The organism is Thiofractor thiocamini (genome assembly GCF_055384375.1).
The window spans coordinates 1,256,577-1,282,444 of the sequence record NZ_AP042389.1; the positions used below are offsets into that span (position 1 = coordinate 1,256,577).

The window sequence follows — 25,868 nt, forward strand, 5'->3', positions numbered from 1 at the left end:
ATATAATTACAAAAATCATAAATAGGAGAAACAATGCTACACGAATATAGAGATATAGTTAGCAAGTTAAAGTCAGAAAATGCACATTTTGCAAAAATCTTTGAAAGACACAATGAGCTTGATAAGCAAATAACAGAGGTGGAAGAAGGCAGAGAACATATGAGTGAATTTGATCTTGATAAATTAAAAAAAGAAAAATTGGCTCTTAAAGATGAAGCCTATGCCATGATATTGGCGTACAAAAAAGAACACAATCTATAAAAAAACACTTTAGAGGGTTAAAGCCCTCTAAAAGATAGCACACCCTACTGAACCCTTTAATACCGATTTAATTTTTATCAATTATTTACACCCATATTATAGCTTAACGATGAGTTAATATTATATTGATATACTACCTTATAAAAAAATCCCAAAGGAGAAATAAATGAGAAAGTTCGAAAGTTATAAATGCAAAGTATGTGGCAATGTAGTTGAAGTGCAAGAAGTAGGCGGTGGTGAACTTCACTGCTGTGGAAAACCTATGGAGTGTATAACGGTTGATTTGACGCTAGTCAATTTATTAAAAGCTTTTGCAGGTGAATCACAAGCAAGAAATCGCTATGAATATTATGCAAAAGTGGCACAAAAAGAGGGGTATAGAGATATTGCCGCGCACTTTCAAAGAGCTGCTAACAATGAGAAGGAGCACGCCAAACTTGAACTTGCTCTACATAATCGAATGCAAAATGCCAGTGACAACTCATGGGGTGACACTATAGCAAACCTCAAAGATGCCATAGCCGGAGAAAGCTATGAAAATCTTACAATGTATCCGGAGTTTGCCGCAATAGCCAAGGAAGAGGGGTACAATGAAGCAGCCAGGCTTTTTAAAAATATCGGCAAAGTAGAAGTTGAACATGAAAAAATGTACAAAGAACTTCTTGATAGACTAAGCGAAGGACATGAGTTTGAAAGTGAAGATGAAGAAGTTTGGATATGTGAAGTATGCGGACATGTTCATTATGGTAAAAAAGCGCCTGAAAAATGCCCTGTTTGCGGTCATCCAAAAGAGTATTTCTCAAGAAAAGTTGAAACCAAATAGCATAATCATATCAAATATCACAAAGCAGTGCGGTTAATATATAATACCGCCTGCTGTACAGATATAATCAAAAAGGCTCTACGCTGTAAACCCTGCCACCTTTCTTTACTATCCTTACTCTTTGCCCGACATGAAACCTTTCTCCTTTTGCTATGACCACTACGCTTCTTCCGTCATCTAAAACCACACTTAGCTCCTGAGCGTTTGCTTTTGCCACTTCTTTCCCGACATAAGCTCCTCCAAGCCCCCCGCCAAGAGCAGCTAGAGTGCTTCCTCTTCCATGTCCTATCATAGAGCCAAGTATCGCCCCCGTGATAGCTCCTACGAAACTTCCTGTACCGTTATCTTTTATGGCTACGAGCCTTATATGTTCAACCGTTCCTGTTTGGTAATTTAACTCATAGTTAACCGAATTTGCATCGATCTCCTGAGTTCCCTCGGTAGCGCAACCAACAAAAAGAAAACTACCTAACAAACCCACCAACCCCATGTATATATATCTTTTCATTATTTTTTCCTTATTTCTTTTGCGTATTCTACAATTTTTCCGTGAAATCTTGCAAATATCTCATTTACCGGTTTTTCTTCACCGTAAATTTGATATATTTTATCCAAATTTTCAAAGACTCCGCTTTCGCACCACTCTCTTAACTCATCATACTCTTCAAAATTATATCCAAAACTGTTTAAAACTTTCGCAGTATAATTATCTACAGGCATGATATCTTTTGAACATGCGTAACAAAGGATACTGTCACTACTCTCTTTGCCGAGTCCTTTTTGCAAAAGAAGCCATTCTCTGTCAACTTTATCTTGAAAAGCATCAAAGCTCCCAAAATCCCTTAAAATATTGTTAGCCAAAAGCTTGAGCCGTTTTGCCTTGGTGTTGTAAAATCCGCTTGGTTTTATAAGAGTCGATAAAAGTTTGGTATCACACTCCGCCAAAGAGTTCAAATCCAAAAGATCATTCTTTTTCAAATTCTCTAGTGCTTTCTCCACCTTTTCCCATTTTGTCTGTTGAGTTAAAATCGCTCCCGCAACTACTTCAAAATTACCACTCTTTGGCCACCAAAGAGGATCTCTCAGCTCCTTTAAATATCCCAAATCCTTCAAATACTTAAACAATCCAAAACTATCACTTATCTCGATTTCCAATTCTCAACTCTCCATTATCAATTATCAATTCTCTAAGAACGCTTCTGATATATCCATCTTTTCTCTATCATCATATATCTTTATCTTCTTTGCACTTATACATTTTCCCTCATCTATTTCTAAAACGATCATTTGAAAAATCTTTTTACAATTTTTCGGTATGTCAAAAGATGATGAAAGACCGGTTGTAAATCTTTTTATAGGTGTTTTTTCATCCATACCTATGACACCATCCCTGCATCCGCTAAGCCCAACATCACTGACATAAAAAGTTCCCTCATCTATCACCATATCATCTGTACCTATGTGAGTATGAGTTCCTAATATCGCACTTACTTTGCTTCTTAACATACACATCAAAGCTCTTTTTTCACTTGTCGCTTCCGCATGAAAATCTATAAGGATATTTTTGATATTTTTTGTCTCAAGATCATTTATCAATCTTTCTATGAGTATAAATGGATTGTTAGTCATCGGCATGGTAAAATATCCCATCAGGTTTATCACCGCCAATTTATCATCTTTTATATCAAATACTTTCACTCCACTTCCTGCAACCTCATCTGGATAATTTACTGGTCTTACGATAGGCAAATCATCCAAAAAAGGTATGATATCCTTTTTATCCCATATATGATTACCCCCGGTTATGATATCTACACCATACCCAAAAAGCTCATCGGCATTTTTTTTGCTTATGCCAAAACCGTGACTTGCATTTTCACCGTTTGCTATAACCACATCAAGAGAAAAATCATCTTTCAAGTTTTTTAAATTGTCTCTGATCATCAAGCGACCGGGCTTACCCACTATATCACCAATAAATCCTATCTTCATCACAAATCCTCAATTCAAACTTTTTAGTGTCGCTTCAATGATATCGTCATCATCTTTACTGTTTGCTTTTATATCTTTTTTACTGCCGTTTTCATAAACAAGAGTGATGTTTTGCTGATAGTTTGATATCTGAACGACTCCCGATTTAACAGCTTTTATCTTGATGGCGATGATATCCAAAAATTGCTTTGTTATATTATCTATCTCTCCAAATCTGTCATACAATTCCTCTTCTATATCATAAACTTCGCTCAACTCTTCACAAAGCCCAAGCCTTCTGTATATATCAAGCCTTAGCCTGTCTTCGGGGATATACTCTTCGTTTATATATGCACTTACATTTAGTTTTAAATTCACCTCTTTTTTCTTGATCGTTTTTTTGTTTAAAAGTTCATTGATACTCTCTTCTAAGAGTTTTAGATACTGGGTGTAGCCTATATTTTTTATATGACCGCTTTGGGCTTTTCCTATCAAGTTTCCGCCTCCTCGTATCTGCAAGTCATGATAAGCCAAAACCGAACCACTTCCCAAAAATGAGTTGCTTTCAAGTGCGATAAGCCTTTTTTTGGATATTTCACTTAGCGTCTCTTTGTTTTGCACTAAAAGATAGCAGTATCCTTCATGTCTTCCTCGCCCTACTCTTCCTCTTAGCTGATGCAAGTCAGCTATACCGAACCTGTCGGCGTTTTCTATGATCATAGTATTTACTCTTGGCATATGAAGACCTGATTCGACTATAGAGGTGCTTAAAAGCAGATCATACTCACCATTTTCAAAGTTAAGCATCTCTTTTTCCGTCTGAGATGAATTGATCTCAGAGTGAAGAGTCAATATCTTTAGATTTGGTAAAATTTCTTTTAAATACTTCTTTCTTTCACTTATGGTTGCGATTCTGTTATGAACGAAAAAGATTTGACCGCCACGTCTGAGCTCTCTTAGGATCACCTCTTTTATGATTGGTTTGCCAAACTCTTTTACAAAAGTTCTAACACCCTTTTTTTCAAGTGGAGGAGTTAGTATCTGAGAGTATTGTTTTATAGAACTTAGTGCCATATTTAAACTTCTTGGTATCGGGGTGGCACTCATAGATAGGATATGTACATCTTTTTTTAAGTTTTTTAGTTTTTCTTTCTGTTTGACACCAAATTTATGCTCTTCATCGATCACTAAAAGTGCCAAATTTTTAAACTTTGCGTTAAAAAGTGCATGCGTTCCCACACAAACCGATACCCTGCCATCTTCAAGACCTTTTAAAGTATCTTTTTTATCTTTTTGGCTAACAAATCTATCGAGCCTGTAAACATTTATACCAAATTTTTCAAATCTCTCTTTTAGTGTATTGTAGTGCTGGTTTGCAAGAAGTGTGGTAGGAGCTACAAAAGCAGCCTGAAAACCGTTTTTGACTACAGAAAATATCGCATTCATGGCTATTTCTGTTTTACCAAAGCCGACATCTCCACTTAAGAGTCTGTCCATGATCCTACCTGAACTTAAATCATTGAAAATCTCACTGATCGATTTTTCCTGATCTTCTGTGTAGACAAATCCGGCACTCTTTTGAAATATCTTTATCTCTGGTAAAGTCGTATCTACCTTTACACCCTTTTCAAGTTCTCTTAGTGCGGCTAATTCAACCAACTCTTTTGCTATCTCAAAAAGTTTCTCTTTTACTTTTGATTTTAATTTTGCAAAGCTCCCTTTGCCAAGTTTATCAAGCAGTGCCAAAGTACCGCTGTCACTTATATATCTGTCAATTTTATCGATATTTTCTACAGGAAGAAGCAGCTTGTCATCATTTTGATACATGATGGATATAAAATCTCTTTTAGCTCCTAGCACCGTAATATTTTCAAGCCCTACAAACCTGCCTATACCGTACTCGTCATGCACTACATAATCACCGCTTTTCAACTCGTCTAGAACTATCTTGCTTACTTTTCTTCGCTTAGTTGCCACTCTTTTATTGAGAGATATCATTATCTCATCGTTACTTAGAATATTTAATATATATTCATTTTTTACGATAAAATTTTTATATCTTTCTTCAAGTAAAGAGTTTTTTACTATGGCGTCGTTTTTAGCAAGTATTTTGATTTTTTTATTTTTATGAAATTCAAGAAGAGAATTTACATCTATGACTTCTATATCTTTATATCTTTTTGGCTCATCTATAAAAGTGCAATCTTTTTTTATATCATAAATATCTAGATTGAAACTTTTAAACTCCTCAAACTCTTCATCTATATCTTCACAAAGATAACTCTTTACTTTTTTGGTGAAATGTTCAGCCAAGTCACCCAAAACCCAAAACCCCAGGGATTTCATATCTCTTTCAAAACTGTCGCTCTTTAGATTTTGGATTTTATCCTCTATTTTTTCATACTGCTCTTTTGTAAGAGCAAAATTCGCTGCGGGAATGCGGATGGATTCGAGTTCTTCTTTTATGCTTTTTTGTGTTTCACTTTCAAAATATCTTATACTTTCTACTTCATCGTCAAAAAGACTGATCCTTGCAGGCTTTTTTGAAGTTACGGGAAATATATCCACTATATCCCCTCTAAAGGAGACTTCACCTTTTTCCTGAACTATATCTGCAAAATCATAACCCCAATAGTAAAGTTTTTCTTTGAGTGACTTTATCTCAAGCGTAGATGCAAACTCTATAATTACCTCATCAAATAACTCTTTTTTTGGCAATGGGTGTAAAATTGTCGCAAAAGGAGAGATTATGATCTTTTTTGATTTTTTGCTTTTATAATATCTGTTCAATTCCGAAAAAAGTTCATCAAACTCATTTTTATACGCTCTTAAATCTTCCCCAAAACCTACTCTGATATTTGGAAACAAAAAAGTCTCGTAGCCAAGATATTTACAAACATCGGATATATCTGCTCTGCTTTTGGTATCTCTTGTTATAAAAAGTCTGTTTTTTACTTCATCTTTTGAAGAAGTTAAAAATTCATATATTTTAGCTTGCACTGTCTTTTTTGGTAAGCTCCATTTTTATATTTTCTTTTTTCAATTGGCTTTCACCTTCAAAGACGGAGTTTGACTCTATCATCAAATCTTTTGAGACGATTTTTCCGAGGATCTTCCCTCCTTTTAAAAGCTCTATGCTTTCACACTCCGCACTGCCTTCAAATACTCCACTGACTATAAGCTTGCTTGCTTTAAGCTCACCCGTGAATATCCCGCCGCCTCCGATGGAGACGATGTTGGCAGAGTTTATCTTGCCACCCACTTCGCCATCTATATGCAACTTGCAATCAAGATGGAATTCTCCGTCTATTTTTGTGCCTGCTGCGATAAGAGTTGTATTTGATTCTGTATTGCCTTTATCAAAGATTGCCATTTTACTCTCCTCTCTTTTTTGAAGATATATTCAAAGTTTTTATTGTTCCATTTAACAAAATAGTATGGATTTAAGAACTTTTGTAAATACATAATACCATAATGCAGATGATGACCGGTGGACAATCCGGTATTACCCACAAGCCCTATAACCTGCCCTTTTTTTACAAACTGATTGTTTTTAACCAAAACTTTTTTCAAGTGACCATACAGTGTTTTAAAACCAAAATTATGATCAAGTATGATAAGATTACCGTAGCCGCTTCTTTTGTGAAAGCCTGCAAATTCTACAAGTCCGTCTGCAGGTGCTCTGACCTTTTCTCCCATCTTGGCTCTCATATCAAGTCCCGGATGATACTCTTTTCTTTTTAATATCGGATGTATTCTCCATCCAAATTTTGCAGTAATACCTAGATAAGGTACCGGTGAGCCGTTTGGAATATCGCTGAAAAAAAGTTTTCTTTGCATTGAAGTTACTTTCAAAGAGTCTATTCTGTTATCCAAAGTCTCATTTTCATCACTTCTTATGCCCATGGTGTCTTCTAGATCAGCTATCTTGTCATTGATATTTTCCAACTCTTCTTTTTTTTGTTTTATATCTTTGCTTAAATTTTGTACTTTCAAAAAAAGTTTTTTGTTTTGTTTTAAAAGTTCCTTGCTTTGCTGTTCATATACAACTTTTCTTTTGTTGATATCTTCAACTTCATTTAGTAAAAATTTTATGTATAGACCGCCTGCTACAAACAGTAAAACTATGACAAGAACTACATATAAGATTATCTTTTTTATGATTTGGCTTACGGTATAGTGTTTTGATCCGTTAACATCAGAGATGATGACTGTAAGCTTGTCTCTCAAACATATCCTTTATATTTCATAAACTCTTCAACCACACTGAACGATCCAAATACAAGATACTCGCTATCTTTGGAAATTTTATCAAAAGATGATACTTCGATACCAAGATCTGATATGTTCTTTTTTAGCATATCTTCCTCTTCAATCCTTTCATTGTTCACTTTTAGGATTTCAACTCTTTTTATGATCGGCTTTAATTTTTGTAAAATGACCCTATAGTCTTTATCTTTATAGCTATTATATATCAATATAACTTTTTTACCCATAAAACACTCTTTTATCGCTTCTGCGGCTAAAACATTGTGCCCGACATCAATGGTAATGTTTTTTGCTATTTTTTGGCATCGCCCGAAAATTTTCATATCTTTTAACGTATCATTTTCGATATCATACCCAAGATATCTATAAGCGCTTACAGCCAAAGAAAGATTTTCTTTTAAAAATTTCGGCAAAGACTCTTTTTTTGCATATTCTTCTATCAGTTTCCTTGTTTTTTCATCCACAAAATCTGTATACCTATAAAACTTGAAATCTCTTTTTTTAGAGAGTTCTTTGGCAATTTCATAAACTATGTCATATTTTTGCCTACCGATGATAGCATATTTTTGTATACTTTTAAGTTTGGTAGAAGCGATTTTTTCTATGGTGTCACCCAAAAACTCTTGATGATCAAAATCGATAGGAGTGATTATACTCATATCATTTCCAAAAACACTGGTGGCATCATACTCCCCACCCATTCCGGCTTCAAGCAAAGCATAGTCACATTCCTGAAAAAGAAAGAGTGCTATCAGTGTCGTATACTCGAAATATGAAAGGGATTTTATATCTTCATCATCTAAAATATTTTGTAAAAACAGATGGGCATCTTCAATATGTTTGTCATCCACATTATGTTCGTTTTTCCATATTCTTTCGTTAAATTCCAGTATGTGTGGAGATGTGTAGTGTCCAACACCAAGTCCTCTTTGGTGTAACATATAGGCCAAAAATCTTCCGGTAGTTCCTTTGCCGTTTGTACCTATGATATGTATGATTTTAGGGAGTTTGAAATGCTGTTTTATCTTCTCCCAAATGCGAGGCATCCTTGAGTAGTCGATCTTTTCATAAAAAAGAGGTTTTTTTTTCAAAAATTCTTTATAATTCATGCTTTGTCGGGGCAAACCCTGTTTCTTCCCTCTTTTTTAGCTTTATAGAGCATTTCATCTGCAGCTTTTAGTGTATCTTGCAAAGATTTGTTGATCTTTCTCTCACTTACTCCTACACTGACCTTTACATCTATCCTCTCATTTTTGTACATAAATTTAAAGTTTGCTATGATATCCTTGATTTTTTTGGCAAACTCTATGGCGCTCACAAGGGTTGTACTCGGTAAAATGATAAGAAACTCTTCTCCACCGTATCTTCCAACAAAGTCAACATCCCTCGTAAATCTTTTTAGTATTTTTCCAAGTGCCGAGAGTACGATGTCTCCGGCATCGTGACCGTAAGTGTCATTTATCGTTTTGAAATGATCTATGTCAACAAAACAGATCGAATAATCTATCTTGTATCTCTTGTATGCCTCTTCTACCTTTTTAAGCTCATCATCAAGCGCTCTTCTTGAAGCCAACTTCGTTAAAAAGTCCTCTTTGCTCTCTTGTTTGGCAACTTGCAGGGCATGTTCGAGTTTTTCGTTTCTAAGTTTAAGCTTTTTGATCATTTCTTGATTTTCGATCATTTTATCATTAAGCGTTCTTGTTTCATATTCCAACGAATCTGCAATTTTTATCAATTTTGTTTGAATGACTTCAAAAGTATCGGCTTTAAAATCTATATCTCTTAACTCATCTCTCACTTTTATGACATTTTTGTTGCTTGTACTACTCGTATCTATCAAAGACAAAAGTCTTTTTTCGATCTCCACAAGGATTTTATCAACTTCGCTGAATTTCTTTTTAAGTTCACTTTTATCAAGTTCTATTCTTTTTCTGATCATCTTTTTTATATCATCCTGAATAGAATCGGTCGCTAGTATCTCTGGGGAATTCCTAAGTTCATAACTTATTGCGGCAAGCTCGTCATCTACATTTGAAGCGATTGAAGGAGCAAGTGTGGCTATGACCAGGGGAGCCAATTTTTTATATATCTCTTTATCGTTATTGCTGCTAAGACATTTGATGATACTATTGACAAATTTTTCAAGGTCACTTTTATCGGCTGTGCAAAAACCATCCACTTTATTTAAAAAAGAGTCATCATAACTAGTTAAAAAATCAAACCATTTATCCTTTAGGACATTTATCTCTTTTATGTCATTTTTGGTTTTTAATTTTTCTATGGAGTAATCAGCTAAATCTTTGGCTTTTTTATTGTGCAGTATAGAGACAGCCTGCAAAACTCTTTTTGTAAGCAGGTACAAAGCGTCCAGAACTTCACTGCTGTCGGATTTTAGACTTCTTTGAAGTCTTGAGGATAAAAAGACAAAAAGTTCATCGATATTTTTTACTTTGAAATTCTTGATCTCCTGTTTTAGTTTTTTATCAAGCTTTTCTATATACTTTTCAAGTTGCATACAATCTTCAAGTATCAAACCTTTCTCTTTGGCGACTTTACAAAATATTTCCTGATAATTAGAGGGAGTAAATGCAACCTTTTGCTCTTGCATTCTTTTTATACTATCTTTTATGATATCATTGATTTTTGTTGCCATTTTGCATCCTTGTTATTCTAAGTAGCTGCCTGTAAAAGTCTCATTGTCATTGCTTGAACCGCTTGAATTTACACCTTTTACGGAAAGTTTTGATATAAATTCAGAAATTGCCTTATAAGAAGCAAATTTTATCGCTTCAAATCTTTTTGAATCTGAAATTACACTGTTTGCCTCTATAGGGAAGTCATATGTTCCGCTTACATCGAAACTATCTTTTTTACCGGCTTTATCCACATATGTTATCTCCAATGAAACCTTTGCTTTATAAGCTACAACGTAACCGTCATTGTCGTATGCGATAGGCGTAAAACTTTTGCTCTTGAACTTCACATAAAACAGAGTATTCGCTTCATCTATCTTATCGACGATTTTACTCCTAAATCTTGAAACCACGGCTTCATTTATGGCATCTTTAATCAGTACCGAGTTTTCAGGGTCATTGATATCTATGTAAACTTCAGTATATATTTTATCGCCGAGTATTTTTTTGGTGTAATATGAAGATGGTCTATATCCGCAACCCGTGAACATAAGCGTAACTGCAAGGACGATAAATAAACCCTCTATCTTTTTTAACACTCTTTAACCCTTAACCACTATATTTACAAGTCTGTTTGGGACATATATCTCTTTAATGATCTCTTTGCCTTCTATCCATTTTTCTATATTTTTCTTTGCCAAAGATATTATCTCATCTTTACCCAACTCTTTAGGAACTTCCAAGTCCCCTCTTTTTTTACCGTTTACCGTTATGGCCAGTGTTATCATGTCCTCTTCGAAAACTTCATCTATCAGGTCTATCTTTCTAAAATTTTTAAGACCAAAGAATTTTTCACTAAGTTCCCAGCTTACGTGCGGGATGATAGGCTCTAAGATATTTAAAAGTATATAGTAGGCTTCACTCCATACTTCTTGATTTTCTTGTGCATTTAAAGCATTCATGGCTTCCATGCAAGATGCTATCAATGTATTGAAACTGTACTCGCCTTTATATGTCTGATATGATTTTTTAAGAGCTTCATATACTTTTTTTCTTGCAAACTTCTCTTCTTTGTTCAAAGAACTGTGATCGATATTTGGTAACTCTTTTAAAGCTTTTACATTCTCACTTCTATCATACAATCTTTTTATAAACCTAAAAGCACCCTCGACCGCACTGTCATTCCACTCTAACTCTTTATGAGGAGGCGCGGCAAAAAGTATGAAAAGTCTGGCTGTATCTGCTCCATATTTTTTGATGATTTCATCAGGATCAACTGTATTGCCTTTTGATTTACTCATTTTAGCACCGTCTTTTAGCACCATACCTTGAGTCAAAAGTCTTTCAAAAGGCTCATCAACTTCGATATATCCCATATCTCTCAAAGCTTTCGTAAAAAATCTTGCATACAAAAGATGCAATATGGCATGCTCGATTCCGCCGATATATTGATCTACATTCATCCAGTATGCTACATCATCTTTATCGATCCCTACTTCATTCCATTTTTTTGGATTTGTCGCATATCTTAAAAAGTACCAGCTTGATTGCACAAAAGTATCCAAAGTATCGGTTTCTCTTGTGGCATCGCCACCGCATTTTGGACATTTGCAATACTTCCAGGTCAGATGACTTTCAAGCGGATTTCCTTCTCCTGTTATCTCAACATCCTCAGGGAGAGTTACAGGAAGGTTTTCTATCTTTTCAGGCACAAGCCCACACTTTGGGCAATGCACGAAAGGTATGGGAGCACCCCAATATCTTTGTCTGCTAACTCCCCAATCTCTAAGCTTATAATTTATCTCTTTTTTGCCCAAATGGTTATCTTCAAAAAATCGGATGATTTTTTCTCTGGCACTCTTACTCTCAAGTGAAGTGAATTCTCCGCTATCAACCAAGATACCGTCATCAGTAAAGGCTCCCTCAAACTCCACTTCTTGCTTTGGTTTTACAACCTGTTTTATAGGCAAATTATATTTAGTTGCAAACTCGTAGTCTCTTTCATCATGAGCAGGAACCGCCATAACCGCACCGCCTCCGTAACTGATGAGCACGAAGTTAGCTGCCCAAACGGGAACTTTCTCTTTTGTTAGAGGGTGTATCACATCAATTCCTAGCGCAACACCCTCTTTTTCCTGCATCGATCTCTCTTTTTCGCTTAGATTTTGCATTTTTTTGATGGCTTCTATGCTGTTTTGATCAAGCAACGCATGATCAACTAAGTATTTGACTATCGGATGCTCCGGAGCCAAAGCAGAGTAACTTACTCCATAGATGGTATCCGGTCTTGTTGTGAAAACTTCATATCCCTCAAAACAATTCCCAAGTTTCTCTTTTGATTCTTGACTCAATTCAAATCTAAAGCTTAAACCTTCGCTTCTTCCTATCCAGTTTTCTTGCATTTTAAGGACTTGGTTTGGCCAATTACCCTCAAGAGTTTTCAAATCATCCAAAAGTTCCTGCGCATACTTGGTGATAGCTATGTAGTATCCTGGCATCTCTTTTTGTACTACTTCATTGCCGCATCTCCAGCAACACCCCTCTTCTACCTGTTCGTTTGCCAAAACAGTATGACAACTCTCACACCAGTTTACACTGTTTTCTTTCCTGTACATCAAACCTGAATTGTACATGTTGATGATATACTCTTGTTCAAACTTGGTATATATCTCATCGCTTGTTGCAAACTCTCTTTTTTTACTAAATGAAAGCCCTAGAGAGTTAAGCTCGTTCCTCATGTAGGCTATATTTTCATAAGTCCACTTTTTTGGATGAAGTTTATGCTTTATAGCGGCATTTTCAGCAGGCATTCCAAAACTGTCCCAACCTATAGGATGAAGTACGTTATGCCCCTCTTTTCTCGCGTTTCTTGCTATCGCATCACCTATACTGTAGTTTCTAACATGCCCCATATGAATCCTGCCACTGGGATAAGGAAACATGCTTAAGATATATCGTTTCTCTTTAACTTTGCTCTCCTCAGGCTCGAAGGAGTCATTTTCACTCCAATACTTTTGCCATTTTTTTTCAATCTCACTTGGATTGTAACCCATCAAATAATCTCCTAAAATTCTTCTCTTGTTTTCGCGGCTTCCACTATGACAAGTGCCATTGAAAAGATATTTGCGACGACCGCACCGATTGCAAGGCTCATAGCAGCGGTTCTGTCATGATAAATTTCAAAAAATATAAAAGCCGGTACCAAATGCAAATCAGCTACAAGTGAACTTGCAAACATTTCAGCTGAGAGGATATTTTTCACTCCGATTTTAAGCAGAGTCGAAACGATATTGATGCTAGCTGCCACAAATAAAGAAGTTGCATTGTCTTCATACAAAAATCCGGCAGTCGTGGTAAGGGACATCAATGCAAAAAATATATAACTAACTTTACCCCAATTCAATGAAAATCTCCTTTCAGTCGACTCGATAAACAGCAAAAGAAGCCAAAAGCTTATTTTGCCACGTTATCAGATCGTACCTCTTTCGTACATCGCTCTCATCTTCTCTTTTTCAGCCTTCGCTTTCTCTTTTTCAGCCAATCTTCTTTTAAACTCTTCTATGTTAAATCCGAGCCACTTCAAAAGTGGAGATGCCACAAATATAGAACTGTAAGTTCCTACTATGATACCGACAAGCAGGGTAAAACTAAATCCCACTATGATCTCTCCGCCAAAAAGATAAAGAGTCAATACAACAAAAAATGTTGTAAGAGAAGTCAGTGTCGTTCTTGAAAGAGTTTTTGATATAGAATCGTTTATAACATCAAAAAGATTGTACTTTTTAGTCTCATGTATACCTTCTCTAATCCTGTCAAAAACTATGATCGTATCATTCAGCGAATAACCCATGATGGTCAAAATGGCCGCCAATGTATCGAGATTGACATCTATCTGAAAAAGTGCAACCGCACCAAGGGAGATCGATACATCGTGTACCAAAGCCAAAACCGAAGCAACGGCAAATCTCCACTCAAACCTAAAGGCAACATATATCAAAATCGCAAGTATCGAAAGTACTGCTGCCATCACACCTTTTTCTCTTAGCTCTCCTCCTACTTTTGGTCCTACTATATCAACCCTTCTTATCTCATAATTTCCGGTACCTTTTAAAAGTTTTCTTACCTTATCACCCATATCTTCTTTTACAGAAGATGAACTTGTTGTAAATCTTATAACAACTTCATTTGGTGACCCAAAGTATGTGATAGTCGCATTTTTAAAAAGTTTGTCCGAAGTTATGACTTCCCTTATCTTTTTAAGCGGAGCTTTTTTATCATACTTGACTTGAACAAGTGTTCCACCCTTGAAATCTAGTCCGTAATTCAACCCTTTGGTTGCCAAAAGTGCATAAGAGATCAATATAAAAACAATGGATATAGAGATAAAAATCTTACTCTTTCCCATAAAATCAAAAGTTTTATTACCACCGAATATTTCCATTATTTAACCTTTATTCCAAACCAGATTTTTAGTTTATTGGCTCTTTCTATATTTGGCATCAAGGATTGATAAATACCGTGAGTACCAAGGATCGCTGTTAGCATCGAAGCTAAGATACCTATGCTCATCGTGACCGCAAAACCTTTTATAGGTCCGGTACCGTAGGCATACAGCACAACTGCCGCTATAAGAGTGGTTATATTGGCATCTAGTATCGCACTCATCGCATTTGCATATCCTTTTTCTATGGAAATTGCCACACTTTTACCTTCTCTTAAAAGTTCTCTAATACGCTCATTGATGATAACATTGGCATCAACCGCCATACCGACCGTAAGCACGATACCGGCCATTCCCGGAAGCGTTAAAGTCGCACCAAAAAGTGCCATTACAGCAACTATGATAAAAAGGTTGACTATAAGGGCGATATCAGCTATGACACCGGCATATCCGTAGTAAATTATCATAAATAAAACGACAAGTACAAATCCGCTTACAAGAGCTATCATACTCTCTCTTATACTATCTGCACCAAGAGATGGTCCTATGCTTCTTTTCTCAAGTAGTTTAACAGGTGCCAATAAAGCCCCGCTTCTAAGAGCTATGGCTACATCGTGAGCTTCTTGTACTGTAAAACCACCGCTTATCTGTCCGCTTCCTCCACCGATTCTCTCTCTTATGACCGGAGCCGAGTAAACTTTGTTATCAAGAACGATTGCAAGATGTTTTCCAACCGATTTAGCCGTAAAATCACCAAATATCTTTGCACCTTCACTGTTTAAAGAAAAATTGATAACCGGTTGATTCATCTGATCGAATCCAACCTTAGCATCAGTTAGCATGCTACCGTCTAGTATAGGCACCTCTTTGACAAGATATTTTTGTTTTTCATCTCGTGCACTTTTGAGTATGACATCCCCATAGCTGGCAGCTTCATCTTTGCTTAAATTATAAACCTGATCGGCTCTTTTTTCATCTACCGCCATTAGCTGAAGATGTGCGGCCTTTGCTATAAGCTCTCTTGCTCTTTGCTCTTCAGCCTGGGTTTTGATACCGGGAAGTTCAACCAGGATTTTTTCTTTACCCTGTCTGGCAACCGTCGGCTCGGAAAGACCAAACTGATCAAGCCTGTTTCTTATCGTATCGACCGCTTGTTTTATAGCATACTCTTTTGTGGCTTCTATCTCTTTTTTGGTCAATGTCACTTTATACACCACACTGTCTTTGTCTCTTTTTTTGTTGATGATGACACCAGGTATTTTTTTGATCATTTCATCAAGTTTTTTCTCTTCTGTGTTATCGAGCAAAACAAAAGTCACTCCGTTGGCTTTTGCCCTTAAAGAGTCTATGACGATATCATTGTCATCACTAAAATACTTTATGCTTGAAGCAATTGACTTGTACTTGGACTTTATGGCCTCTTTCGTATCAACTCCAAGAAGCATATGGAGACCGCCTTGCAAATCCAAACCGAGTTGGATCTTCGGACCCTTCATAGATGGTATGAAGCTGGGAAGTGAAAGCACTATCCCAACTATCATAGTAAATATGAAGATGATTACCCTGTAATTCCATCTACTTTTATGCATCTACTTTCTTTTCTACTTTCTTTGCTATGAATTCTCTGCTAACCTTAACGACTGTTTCATCATTAAGCTTAACTTTGATAAAATCTTCTTCAGGTTTTACAACCTCACAGATAAGTCCGCCGTTAGTGACGATCTTGTCACCCTTTTTGAGTGAAGCTAGCATCTCTTTATGAGCTTTTGCCTGCTTTTGTTGAGGTCTGATTACCAAAAAGTAAAAAATACCAAACAAAACAATAAGTGGCAACAATGAAGTTAAAACATTACCTCCGCCTTGCATGTACATCCTTTATAAAATTTTTAAAGGCTTATTTTACCACTTTTAACATAATAAATGGCTTGAAGGTATCATTTTTTTTATCTTTTTTTATATATGAAGCATATTTTCATATATCGTATCCTTTGATAGATACTCTTTTTGGACTTTTCGGATTGTATCTTTTTTTAAAAGAAAAAAAAGAGGTAAATTTTTGGAGCGGTTTTTTTGTAGGGATTTTTTGGTTTTACTGGATAGTTCTTAGCTTTAGATATTATGATTTGACATACTTGATTCCTTTGATCATTTTCTTGGTAGCGTTGGTTTATGGCATACTTTTTCTTTTTATGAGTTATGCTTCAAGCCCGTTTATAAGATCCGTGCTTCTACTGTTGGCTTCATATGTTCATCCCTTTGGTTTTAGTTGGTTCAAACCCGAACTTATCTTTATAGAGAGTTATCTTGGAGTCCAAAAATGGCAATTTGGTATAGTCTTGTTTTCTTTATCTGCTTACCTGTTTCTATCCCGAAGAAAAAACAACAAGTTTGCGATACCTGTTTTATTGCTTATTTTATTTGCCATCGTTATCTACCCGCAAAAATATAAAAAATTCGATATGAGTTTTACGCTCTATGATCAAAGACTGCCTCAGCAGATCAAGTGGGATCCTAGATACAAAGAACAGATCATACAAAATGATCTCAAAACCATAAAAAAAGCCATAAAAGATAAAAAAGAGATGATTGTACTGCCTGAAAGCGCATTTCCCATATATCTCAACGAAGATAAACCTTTGATGCAAAAGCTAAAAAAATTATCTCGCAGCATCATTATAGTTACCGGTGCTTTAAAATACACCGATAAAGGCTTTTACAATTCCACCTACTACTTCATAAACCAAAAAGTAAGTATTGCCGACAAAGTCGTTTTGGTTCCCTTTGGCGAAGAGATACCTCTTCCTAAATTCTTAAAAGATATCATCAACCGCATATTTTTTGATGGTGCTGAAGACTTCAAGACTGCCAAAAAACCGACAACCATAACCATAAAAGGGAAAAAGTTCACCAATGCCATATGTTATGAAGCGACAGAGGATATCATTTATAAAAATCATCCTAATTACATCATAGCCATCAGCAACAATGCCTGGTTTACTCCTTCAATAGAGCCTACTTTGCAAAATCTACTATTGCGGTATTATGCAAAAATATATGATACAACTATCTTACATGCCGCGAATATGGGTATAAGCGGGGTCATTTCTCCATCATATCATACACAGACTCAGAAACTTCCAAAGGATAACTAAGCGAATTCCACCTCCTTATGCCCTCGTCATGTAGCCTTAGATTTTGATATCCGTTGGCATAAAACATAAAATAGTCTATTGCGGCTCCCGTTCCTCCAAAACATGTTATAAGAAGCGGCTGCTCTTTTGTAAATATTTTTGCTTTTAAAATAGGTACTTTTTTGGATATGTCTATATAAAGCAATCCATCCTTATCCGTTATGAGATAATCACCCCACGGCTGGCTTATGCTGCCTCTTATGTGACCATATCTTGTATTGCTTGGGAATTTTCCCAAACCCAAAAAGTATTCATGTGGCCTTGCATCTATGACATTGTAGGAATTGTGTACGGCATACAATTCGCTGGTCGAGATTTCCAGTGATTTTAAAGGTCTTGCTTTAAAGTTTCCTTTTATGATTTTTGTTTCATTTTCGGAAACCTTCCCATTTGATTTTAACCATCCATGCCAACCCTGATCTAGCATACCTACATTAGTATGCCCTAGATAGTGAAAGAGCCAAAAAAGATAATGTGAACCGAGAATTTCATTTAAATTACTACCTTTATAGTAAATGACCACCGCATCATTGTCATTGATACCCAGTTCTTGTATCTTTTTTTCCAGTATCTTACTTTCAAAATGTACAAGAGTGCCGTCATAAGCCTGATATCTCCAGTTTGATTTGTTTGTATAAACAGATCTTGGGATATGGCCGTTAAATGCATACGAAGAGCTATCGGACATTTCTATGATCTTAAGCCCGGGATCATTCAAATACTTTTTAAGCCATTTGACGGATACGCTGGCGTTTACGCTTAGAGCAAAAAGAGAAGAAGTTATGAAAAAACAGCAAAACAGCAATAGAAACTTTTTCATTACATACCTTTTTTATCGGTATTGTAACAAGTTTTCAAAAGATTTTTAATTATAATTATAAATTATAATTGATACATAAGCTTTTACTCTCTTACCTTAAGCACACAAGCTCCTCTTCTTGGATCCGCTCCTCCTTGCATATCGCCACTTACTGCCTGCACTCCGCCAAAAAAGAGATTTAACTCTTTGAACTCTTTTAAATCATAAGTTTCAGACATATTCTTAAGATCCAGTTTCAAAGGAGGTTCTGTAAAAATAGTATCGTTTTCATAGTGGATTCTTGGCTCATTGATAGAGTCTTGAACTGTGAGGTTAAAATGCACATAATTCAGTATGGTCTGCAAAAGCGCACTTCTTATACGGTTGCTTCCGGCACTTCCAAGTATGAGTTTAAGCTTTTCATCTTTTAAAACGGCAGTAGGAGCCATCATGGAAGGAAGTCTTATACCGCTTTGCCATCCAAAAAAACCGTGAGGATTGAGATCTTCTTCACCGAGCATATTGTTTAGCATTATACCGGTACCCGGCAGTATATGTCCGCAACCTTCTCCATTTGTTGTAGTGGTTGACGTCGCGTTGCCTTCCCCATCAATGATGCTTATATGAGTTGTATTTCCCCACATGTTAACTCTTCGTTTGAATTTTTCTCTAAAATTGTCCAAAAGATTGTCATCTTTTAAAACATCTCTTAAATTATTCGTATGTAAAAACTCATCTATATACTCTTTCCTAAATTCTCTTGTTACTTTTTGTACCTCAACCAACTCCTGCAGGTATTCCTGACTTCTTAAGGGCGACAACTCTTCATTTTCGAGCAGCAAAAGAGAAAAAGCTGTCAAAATACCGCCGCTTGATGGAGGAGGATTGGTATATATATCATACTCTTTGTATTTAAATTTCAATGGAGCTTTTTTGATAACTTTATACTCTTTTAAAATATCCTTATTCAATAGACCCTCATGCTCTTTGCAAAGATTTTCCAAATTTTGCGCTACTTCCCCTTCATAAAAAAGATCAGCACCTTTTTTGGCAAACTCTTTTAAGAAAGCTGCATACTCTTTGTTTTTAAAAAGATGTTTCTCATCTATAAGATGACCGTCTTTTATATACAACGCTCTTGAACTTTTTGTAGAAGTGAATATAGGAGTTAAAAGCTTTATAAAATCAGCTTGGATTTTTGATAAATATAACCCTTCGCTTGCATACTTAAAAGCCGGTTTTATCAACTCTTCCATAGGGAGAGAACACAAATCCTCATAAATTTGCCAAATACCTTTGACAACACCAGGAACCGCGATAGCGCCACACCCTATATGAAACTCTTGAACGGTAGTTCCAAAATCAACGTCTATGGGGAAAAATTCCGGTTTTTCTATATCTTTTGGAGGAACATCTACAAAAAAATCATACAACAAAGGCTCGCTTCCCGCTCTTGAAGCAAGCATAAAACCGCCTCCGCCTAGACTAGTCAGTATCGGTTCACAAAGAGGAGCAGCAAGCAAACACGCAACCATCGCATCATAAGCGTTACCACCGATTTTGAGCATCTCTTCACCGGCTTTAGCCGTATTTATATCCCCCGCACCAATAACACCCAACAAATCTTTTTTACTCAATCAATCTCCCTCATTCCAACAATTTTTAATTTTTAATTTTTAATTTTTTTATAGTATCCCCAATTTTTCAACTTCTTTAAAATCATGTGTTTTTTCATATATTTTTATCTGCTTTTTTGCCAACTCTTCGCTGCAGGCCAGATTTTTAAGATTTTCTATATCATCCTCGCTTTTCAACTGCGTAAATATACCGTTTTTTTCCATACGGTTTACTAAATCCAAAAAATGTTCTCTAACAGTAGTTACCGTTTCATTGTTTTGAAAAACCCCCTCAAGTCCATGGCGCAAAGCGTTCCATCTGTTTTGAAGAAGGATTTGATGCGGTATTCTTTTTAGTTCCTGGTTTTGTGCAAAAAGACAGAGTGCTTGAAAAAGCACTACCAAAAGTCTAAGTCTCTCAAAGTCATTGCTCGCGTCACATATCCTTATCTCCAATGTTCCAAACTTGGGACTTATCCTCAAATCCCACCATATATCTTTTGCGGTTTTTATGGTACCGGCTTTATGCATTTTTTCATACAAATCCTGCATCTTGGTAAAATTTTCAAAGTAACTTGACTGTCCGGCTCTTGGTAATTGTTCAAATATCTTTGCTCTGTAAGAAAGTAGTCTCGCATCCTCACCGTTGAAAAACGGAGAGTTCGAGCTTAAAGCCAAAAACAGAGGCAGAAATTCTAAAGAAAAATTATATGCCCTCATAGCTTCTACACTTGTTGGAAGCGCAACATGTATATGAAATCCGCATATGTGAAATCTTGACAGAAGTATGCCGTACTCTTTTGCAAAATCGTCATATCTTTTTTCATTCACATGCTCTAGAGTATCGATTTTATAAGAGTGTGAGCCGGAAGTAGCGACAGTCAAATTGTCATCTTTTATAACGGTTTTTAGATACTCTATCTGCTCTTTTAATTCATTGACCACACCAAATGATGTCTGACATACCGGAGTTACGAACTCGACCATGCATTCAAGGAACTCTTGATGTATTTTTTCTTTGTATTCAGGTTTAAATCTTTTCCTTATTACTGAAGAGTAATTTTTCAGTTCAAGCGTCTCTTTGTCTTGCAACCTTGCTTCCAACTCCGCTCCTACAGTATAACCCTTATGGTCTCTCCACTGCTTAAAATACATCAACAACTCCTTCCATTTTTTTACTGTTACATAATTATAGCATAAGCTCTAAAAATGACTATTTATGCTATAATCCACAAAAAATTTGGACTGAAGAACGATATGATAAAAATCGGTATAAATGGCTTTGGAAGGATCGGACGAATCCTCGCTAGAGAAATATTGCAAAATCCGCACTTGGAGCTTGTCAAAGTAAACGATATATATGACAGACAAATGATGGAGTACCTTTTTGAACACGACAGTGTATACGGTGATACAAAGAGTGAAAATAACTTCATTAAAACATCTCAAAAAGATATACGAAAACTTAACTGGAACGGCATAGACATAGTATATGAATGCAGCGGTATGTTTCATACAAAAGAAGAGTTGTCATGGCATATAAAAAACGGTTCTAAAAAAGTGATTCTTTCATCATATTCCAAGGGTTTGCCTACTTATATATATGGACTTAACGAAAATGATTATAACAACGAAGATATCATTTCGGCTTCGAGTTGTACCGGAAACTGTGTAGTGCCGATATTTAGCATTATAGATAAATATATAGGCATCAAAAGTGCCGCTATAACGACTATACACAGCTATACAACCGATCAAAACCTGCTAGACAACAAAAACAAAGATTTAAGAAGAGCAAGATCGGCAACACAAAACATCATTCCACTATCAAGCAACGTTGCAAACGCAACCGTTCAGTTTCTACCGCACTTGAAAAACAGGGTTGTCGCAAGTAGTGTTAGAGTACCTGTTGTAAATGGGGTACTGATAGACACCAACATATCTCTAAAGCAAAATATTTCTACTGATGAGATAAAAGATACTCTACATCGACATAGTAATAAAAATATAACATATATATCCAAAGATTCTTTCGTTTCAAGTGATATAAAAGGCATGAAGTTTTCAAGCATTATAAATGAGGATATGATATACATTGCTCAAGATAACTTTTTGAAGCTTATGTTGTGGCAGGATAATGAGTACGGATATGTCAGAAGACTGGTTGATTTGGGTGAATGGGTAATGGGTAGATGGGTGAATGGGTAATGGGTGAAGGGGATTGTTTGGTATTTTTTGTAACGGCTACAGGTACAAATGTCGGGAAAACTTTCATTACTTTGATGCTGATGGAGCATTTTGCAAAAAAAGGTTATAAAGTAGGGGCTTTCAAGCCCATAGAAACCGGTGTAAAGAGTATTCCGCTCGACGGAGAAAAGCTTTTGGAAAAATCGAAAGAGTTGAATGCCGACTTTTACGATATCAACATGGATGATACAGTACCCGTAACTTTCAAACTTCCCGCCGCTCCTTTTGTAGCAAAAAAAGACAAAACTATAGATTTTAAAAAGATAGATGCTTCGTTTAAAAAAATAAAAAGTAAATGTGATATACTTTTCATAGAGGGTGCCGGGGGACTCTTGGTGCCTGTTGAAAAAAACTTTTTTATGATGGATTTTATCAAGTATTTTGATGCCAAAGCACTCTTGGTGACCCACGGAAGGCTTGGTTGTATAAATGAAACTCTACTATCTTTAAAATTACTAAATGATAAAAAGCTTCCTCATAAATGGTGCATAAATCTAAAAGAGAGTGAAAAAAACGACTTTTTGGAAACTACTTTACCCTATTATAAATCTGCTTTTAAAAACCTTGTCATTTTGCCTGGAGATTTGGAAACACTAGAAGCTCAAATGATTCATTTTATCTGAGGCACTGACCAAATAAAACTTTCTAACGGTTCTAAAATTTAAAAGGATTTGCAAGGATGCAAATCCAAATTTTAGCCCGGGAGTTATTGGAGGATGCAATTTTGAGAATGAGTGTAAAAGTTTTATTTGGTCAGTGCCTTATCTGATATTAATCATATTTTTAGCAAAAATTTCCTATAATCTTGTAACCGTCTTTTTTGTAAAAACTATATTTTTTACAGAAGATAAACTTTAAAGGAAGGAAGAAAATGGCTATAGAAAAAAGCAGAAGAGATTTTCTCGGACTTGCATTTGGTAGTGTAGCAGCTGTCGGCGGCGTATTGGCACTTGGTGCTATGAAAGCCACTTGGGATCCATTGCCAAGTGTTTTAGCAGCCGGTTTTACCACAGTAGACCTATCTACTATAAAACCGGGTGAGTTTAAAACATTCGTATGGAGAGGTAAGCCTATATTTGTATTTAGGAAAGATGGAACTGATTTTAAAAAGTGTGACAACAGAGACACAAAACTTGGAAGCAAAGACTTTTTGGTTGTCATAGGTCTTTGTACACACTTGGGATGTATACCTGACTGGTTTCCTGATAAGAAAAAATTCATCTGTGCCTGTCATGGTGGCGAATATAATGCGTGTGGGGTAAATACTTTCGGACCACCTCCAAGACCATTTGATATACCTCCTTATAAGATAACCGGTACAAAAATGGTCTTAGGCGAGCAAGGACCTCAAAATAAGGCTCTTATAGCCAAAAACCCAACTAACAAAGCATAAGGGGGCAAGTGATGGCAGAGATTAGAAAAGCCGAGAGTCTATATGATTGGTTTGATCAAAGACTGGCAATTGGTAAATTAAATAAAGTATTGGCTACCGAGTATTGGGTGCCAAAAAATATAAACTTTTTATGGGCAATGGGTGTCATTTTAATGACAATGTTCGGAATCCTTTTTATATCAGGTCTTTTTTTACTTATGTATTATAAGCCTGATACACATATGGCATTTGACAGCGTAAACTATACCATTATGCAAGAAGTTGCTTACGGATGGCTTTGGAGACATATGCATGCAGTTGCGGCATCAGTAGTTTTTTTGGTTATTTATATACATATGTTTGTTGCGATTTATTACGGCTCTTACAAAAGAGGTAGAGAAATGATATGGATAAGCGGGATGCTTCTTTTCATGCTCTTTTCTGCAGCCGGATTTAGCGGATATATGCTTCCTTGGGGACAGATGAGCTACTGGGCGGCACAAGTTATCACCAATATATTCGGTGCTATTCCTTTTATAGGTCCTGATTTGGTTGTGTGGATAAGAGGTAACTTCTTTGTTTCCGATCCTACACTAACTAGATTTTTCATGCTTCATGTCCTACTTTTGCCATTAGTGATCATGGCAACCATAGGATTGCACTTCTATTCACTTAGAATTCCTCATGTCAACAATGAAGAGGGTGAACATTTCGATTTTGAAGAGGAAGCTAAAAAATATAAAGAAGGAAAGAAAAAAGAGTCAAAAGTCATTCCTTTCTGGCCTGTATTTATAAGTAAAGACTTGTTCGTTGTAGGAATTTTTCTAATTTTCTATTTTTATCTAGTAGGCTTCAAATATGAATTTGCGATGGATCCTATAAACTTCAATCCGGCAAACTATATGAAAACTCCTACGCATATATACCCTGAGTGGTATTTCTTGTGGAGTTATGAGATATTAAGAGGATTTTTCTTCCCGATTGCCGGTATCAAACCTTTTACATTAGGACTTATCGGCTTTGCCATAGCAAATGGTGTATTTTTGATACTTCCTTGGCTCGATAGAAGCCCGGTTGTTGCTCCTGCACATAAAAGAGGTGCCTACAAGATATGGTTTTGGTTGATGCTCATAGATATGGTTTGGTTGACAATATCCGGTAAAGTTCCACCTAACGGTGTTTACTTCATAGGCGATAAAGATATCACACCTTGGTTTGGTTTCATACCTACCATAGGCTTTTTCATACTGCTGTTTGTAGTATTGCCTTGGATTACAATGAAAGAGAGAAAAAGAGCAGGAGGTGCTAAATGAGAGAGTTAAAGATACTGGGAGTATTGGTATTTTTTACACTGATACTTTACTGGGGTGTTGAACCATATGCTCACTCCAAAATGGAACATGAAGTCGCACCTGCTGATTTTAAATTTAGTGATTTAAAAGCCATAGACAAAAAAGGTGATGCAGTTAAAGGAAAACAACTTATAGTAAATGCGGGATGTACGGGATGCCACGGTATAAAATCAGCCAAGATGCCGGCTCCTATGCCAAAAGATGCGGCAGCCGCCTCTTTTGGAGTTGCACCACCGGATCTTAGTGATGCCGGTTTGATTTATGATGAAAAGTATCTTAAAAACTTCATCCTAAATCCTGCTCACACCATGCTTACCGCTATGAAATACAATGCAAAAAAACCTTTTCCTATGCCACAGTTTTTTGGTACAGGAGGAGATAAAAATCAGGAAGTTTCAGATATAGTTGCATTTTTAAAGTCAATTGCACCTAAAGAGCTTAGCAACAAAGAGACATTTGAAGCAGCTTGTGGCAGATGCCACAGTGTCAAGTATGACAAATGGAGTCAGCTTGGAGATGAGCCTAAGTTTAAAAGCGAAACCGATAAATTGGCTTACAAGTTGAAAGTTTCACAATATCTTGATCACGTTAAAAAATATATGGGTGCTACTCCACCTGATCTCTCCATCATCATAAGAGCAAAAAGCAAAGAGTATCTTGAGACTTTCATAGACAACCCTCAAAAAGAACTCAAAAATACTTCTATGCCAAGAGTAGGTCTTACTAAAGAGAGTACCGAAAAAGTTATCAGTTATCTTGAAAGTGTAGGAGACAGTAAAAAAGCTGAAAGAGAATCACTTATACCTAAGATCATAGGTTACTTTATAATCTTTACACTTTTTGCTTACCTTTGGAAATCAAAACTCTGGAGAGAAGTACACTAAACATTAAAG

At 36.1% G+C, this 25,868-nt stretch carries 25 protein-coding genes; 8 read left to right on the forward strand and 17 right to left on the reverse strand.

What is annotated here, in order from left to right; all coding sequences use genetic code 11:
• Positions 1-33 precede the first annotated feature (33 nt).
• Both ACZ47B_RS06335 and ACZ47B_RS06340 read left to right on the forward strand, forming a co-directional pair.
• Positions 34-261, forward strand: a complete 228-nt coding sequence (locus tag ACZ47B_RS06335; RefSeq protein WP_464893694.1) for a YdcH family protein — start codon at positions 34-36, stop codon at positions 259-261.
• 166 nt (positions 262-427) lie between these two features.
• Positions 428-1,084: a ferritin family protein gene (locus ACZ47B_RS06340; protein WP_464893695.1), complete on the forward strand. Its 657-nt coding sequence runs from the start codon at positions 428-430 to the stop codon at positions 1,082-1,084.
• Between the two features lie 67 nt (positions 1,085-1,151).
• Here the strand turns inward: ACZ47B_RS06340 and ACZ47B_RS06345 are convergent, their stop codons facing one another.
• From ACZ47B_RS06345 to yajC, 14 genes are all read right to left on the reverse strand, one after another.
• On the reverse strand, positions 1,152-1,592 hold the full coding sequence (locus ACZ47B_RS06345; RefSeq protein ID WP_464893696.1) for an outer membrane lipoprotein: 441 nt from the start codon (positions 1,590-1,592) through the stop codon (positions 1,152-1,154).
• Positions 1,592-2,239 carry a 3-methyladenine DNA glycosylase gene (locus ACZ47B_RS06350; RefSeq protein ID WP_464893697.1) on the reverse strand — a complete coding sequence of 216 codons (648 nt, stop codon included), beginning with the start codon at positions 2,237-2,239 and terminating at the stop codon, positions 1,592-1,594. The genes ACZ47B_RS06345 and ACZ47B_RS06350 overlap by 1 nt, the downstream gene beginning before the upstream one ends.
• Before the next feature lie 24 nt (positions 2,240-2,263).
• The gene (locus ACZ47B_RS06355) at positions 2,264-3,076 is read right to left on the reverse strand and encodes a TIGR00282 family metallophosphoesterase (RefSeq protein ID WP_464893698.1); all 813 of its coding nucleotides are present in this window, start codon (positions 3,074-3,076) and stop codon (positions 2,264-2,266) included.
• Positions 3,077-3,085: 9 nt separating this feature from the next.
• Positions 3,086-6,055: a transcription-repair coupling factor gene (mfd, locus tag ACZ47B_RS06360; RefSeq protein WP_464893699.1), complete on the reverse strand. Its 2,970-nt coding sequence runs from the start codon at positions 6,053-6,055 to the stop codon at positions 3,086-3,088.
• Positions 6,045-6,428, reverse strand: coding sequence for a bactofilin family protein (locus ACZ47B_RS06365; RefSeq protein ID WP_464893700.1), 384 nt, complete (start codon positions 6,426-6,428; stop codon positions 6,045-6,047). Before ACZ47B_RS06365 ends, mfd begins: the two co-directional genes overlap by 11 nt.
• Entirely contained in the window at positions 6,362-7,285 is a 924-nt protein-coding gene (locus ACZ47B_RS06370; RefSeq protein WP_464893701.1) for a M23 family metallopeptidase, read from the reverse strand. The genes ACZ47B_RS06365 and ACZ47B_RS06370 overlap by 67 nt, the downstream gene beginning before the upstream one ends.
• Positions 7,282-8,433, reverse strand: a complete 1,152-nt coding sequence (locus ACZ47B_RS06375; protein WP_464893702.1) for a Mur ligase family protein — start codon at positions 8,431-8,433, stop codon at positions 7,282-7,284. Before ACZ47B_RS06375 ends, ACZ47B_RS06370 begins: the two co-directional genes overlap by 4 nt.
• A complete protein-coding gene (locus ACZ47B_RS06380; protein WP_464893703.1) occupies positions 8,430-9,977 on the reverse strand; it encodes a GGDEF domain-containing protein in 1,548 nt (515 codons plus the stop codon). Before ACZ47B_RS06380 ends, ACZ47B_RS06375 begins: the two co-directional genes overlap by 4 nt.
• A 12-nt stretch (positions 9,978-9,989) precedes the next feature.
• Positions 9,990-10,556 (reverse strand): LPS assembly lipoprotein LptE, encoded by a 567-nt coding sequence (gene lptE / locus ACZ47B_RS06385; RefSeq protein ID WP_464893704.1) that lies wholly within the window; start codon positions 10,554-10,556, stop codon positions 9,990-9,992.
• Between the two features lie 3 nt (positions 10,557-10,559).
• A complete protein-coding gene (gene leuS, locus ACZ47B_RS06390; RefSeq protein WP_464893705.1) occupies positions 10,560-13,010 on the reverse strand; it encodes a leucine--tRNA ligase in 2,451 nt (816 codons plus the stop codon).
• 11 nt (positions 13,011-13,021) lie between these two features.
• On the reverse strand, positions 13,022-13,360 hold the full coding sequence (locus ACZ47B_RS06395; RefSeq protein ID WP_464893706.1) for a DUF6394 family protein: 339 nt from the start codon (positions 13,358-13,360) through the stop codon (positions 13,022-13,024).
• A gap of 66 nt (positions 13,361-13,426) precedes the next feature.
• Positions 13,427-14,398, reverse strand: coding sequence for a protein translocase subunit SecF (secF, locus tag ACZ47B_RS06400; RefSeq protein ID WP_464893707.1), 972 nt, complete (start codon positions 14,396-14,398; stop codon positions 13,427-13,429).
• Complete coding sequence (gene secD / locus ACZ47B_RS06405; protein ID WP_464893708.1) at positions 14,398-15,987, reverse strand: protein translocase subunit SecD; 1,590 nt, start codon at positions 15,985-15,987, stop codon at positions 14,398-14,400. Before secD ends, secF begins: the two co-directional genes overlap by 1 nt.
• On the reverse strand, positions 15,980-16,264 hold the full coding sequence (yajC, locus tag ACZ47B_RS06410) for a preprotein translocase subunit YajC (RefSeq protein ID WP_464893709.1): 285 nt from the start codon (positions 16,262-16,264) through the stop codon (positions 15,980-15,982). Before yajC ends, secD begins: the two co-directional genes overlap by 8 nt.
• Before the next feature lie 59 nt (positions 16,265-16,323).
• On the opposite strand from yajC, the gene ACZ47B_RS06415 reads away from it, so the two are divergent.
• Entirely contained in the window at positions 16,324-17,550 is a 1,227-nt protein-coding gene (locus ACZ47B_RS06415; protein WP_464893710.1) for an apolipoprotein N-acyltransferase, read from the forward strand.
• Here ACZ47B_RS06415 and ACZ47B_RS06420 read toward each other — a convergent pair.
• From ACZ47B_RS06420 to ACZ47B_RS06430, 3 genes are all read right to left on the reverse strand, one after another.
• On the reverse strand, positions 17,498-18,409 hold the full coding sequence (locus ACZ47B_RS06420) for a sulfurtransferase (protein ID WP_464893711.1): 912 nt from the start codon (positions 18,407-18,409) through the stop codon (positions 17,498-17,500). The genes ACZ47B_RS06415 and ACZ47B_RS06420 overlap by 53 nt on opposite strands.
• Before the next feature lie 83 nt (positions 18,410-18,492).
• A complete protein-coding gene (gene ggt / locus ACZ47B_RS06425; RefSeq protein WP_464893712.1) occupies positions 18,493-20,025 on the reverse strand; it encodes a gamma-glutamyltransferase in 1,533 nt (510 codons plus the stop codon).
• Positions 20,026-20,073: 48 nt separating this feature from the next.
• On the reverse strand, positions 20,074-21,159 hold the full coding sequence (locus ACZ47B_RS06430) for a carboxylate-amine ligase (protein WP_464893713.1): 1,086 nt from the start codon (positions 21,157-21,159) through the stop codon (positions 20,074-20,076).
• 102 nt (positions 21,160-21,261) lie between these two features.
• Here ACZ47B_RS06430 and ACZ47B_RS06435 point away from each other — a divergent pair, with 102 nt between their 5' ends.
• The 5 genes from ACZ47B_RS06435 (at position 21,262) to ACZ47B_RS06455 (ending at position 25,859) form a co-directional block, all read left to right on the forward strand.
• Positions 21,262-22,212 carry a type I glyceraldehyde-3-phosphate dehydrogenase gene (locus tag ACZ47B_RS06435; protein WP_464893714.1) on the forward strand — a complete coding sequence of 317 codons (951 nt, stop codon included), beginning with the start codon at positions 21,262-21,264 and terminating at the stop codon, positions 22,210-22,212.
• A complete protein-coding gene (gene bioD / locus ACZ47B_RS06440) occupies positions 22,197-22,874 on the forward strand; it encodes a dethiobiotin synthase (RefSeq protein ID WP_464893715.1) in 678 nt (225 codons plus the stop codon). The genes ACZ47B_RS06435 and bioD overlap by 16 nt, the downstream gene beginning before the upstream one ends.
• A gap of 248 nt (positions 22,875-23,122) precedes the next feature.
• Positions 23,123-23,644 (forward strand): ubiquinol-cytochrome c reductase iron-sulfur subunit, encoded by a 522-nt coding sequence (petA, locus tag ACZ47B_RS06445; RefSeq protein ID WP_464893716.1) that lies wholly within the window; start codon positions 23,123-23,125, stop codon positions 23,642-23,644.
• 11 nt (positions 23,645-23,655) lie between these two features.
• Entirely contained in the window at positions 23,656-24,936 is a 1,281-nt protein-coding gene (locus ACZ47B_RS06450; RefSeq protein ID WP_464893717.1) for a cytochrome b, read from the forward strand.
• Entirely contained in the window at positions 24,933-25,859 is a 927-nt protein-coding gene (locus ACZ47B_RS06455) for a c-type cytochrome (RefSeq protein ID WP_464893718.1), read from the forward strand. The genes ACZ47B_RS06450 and ACZ47B_RS06455 overlap by 4 nt, the downstream gene beginning before the upstream one ends.
• Positions 25,860-25,868 lie beyond the last annotated feature (9 nt).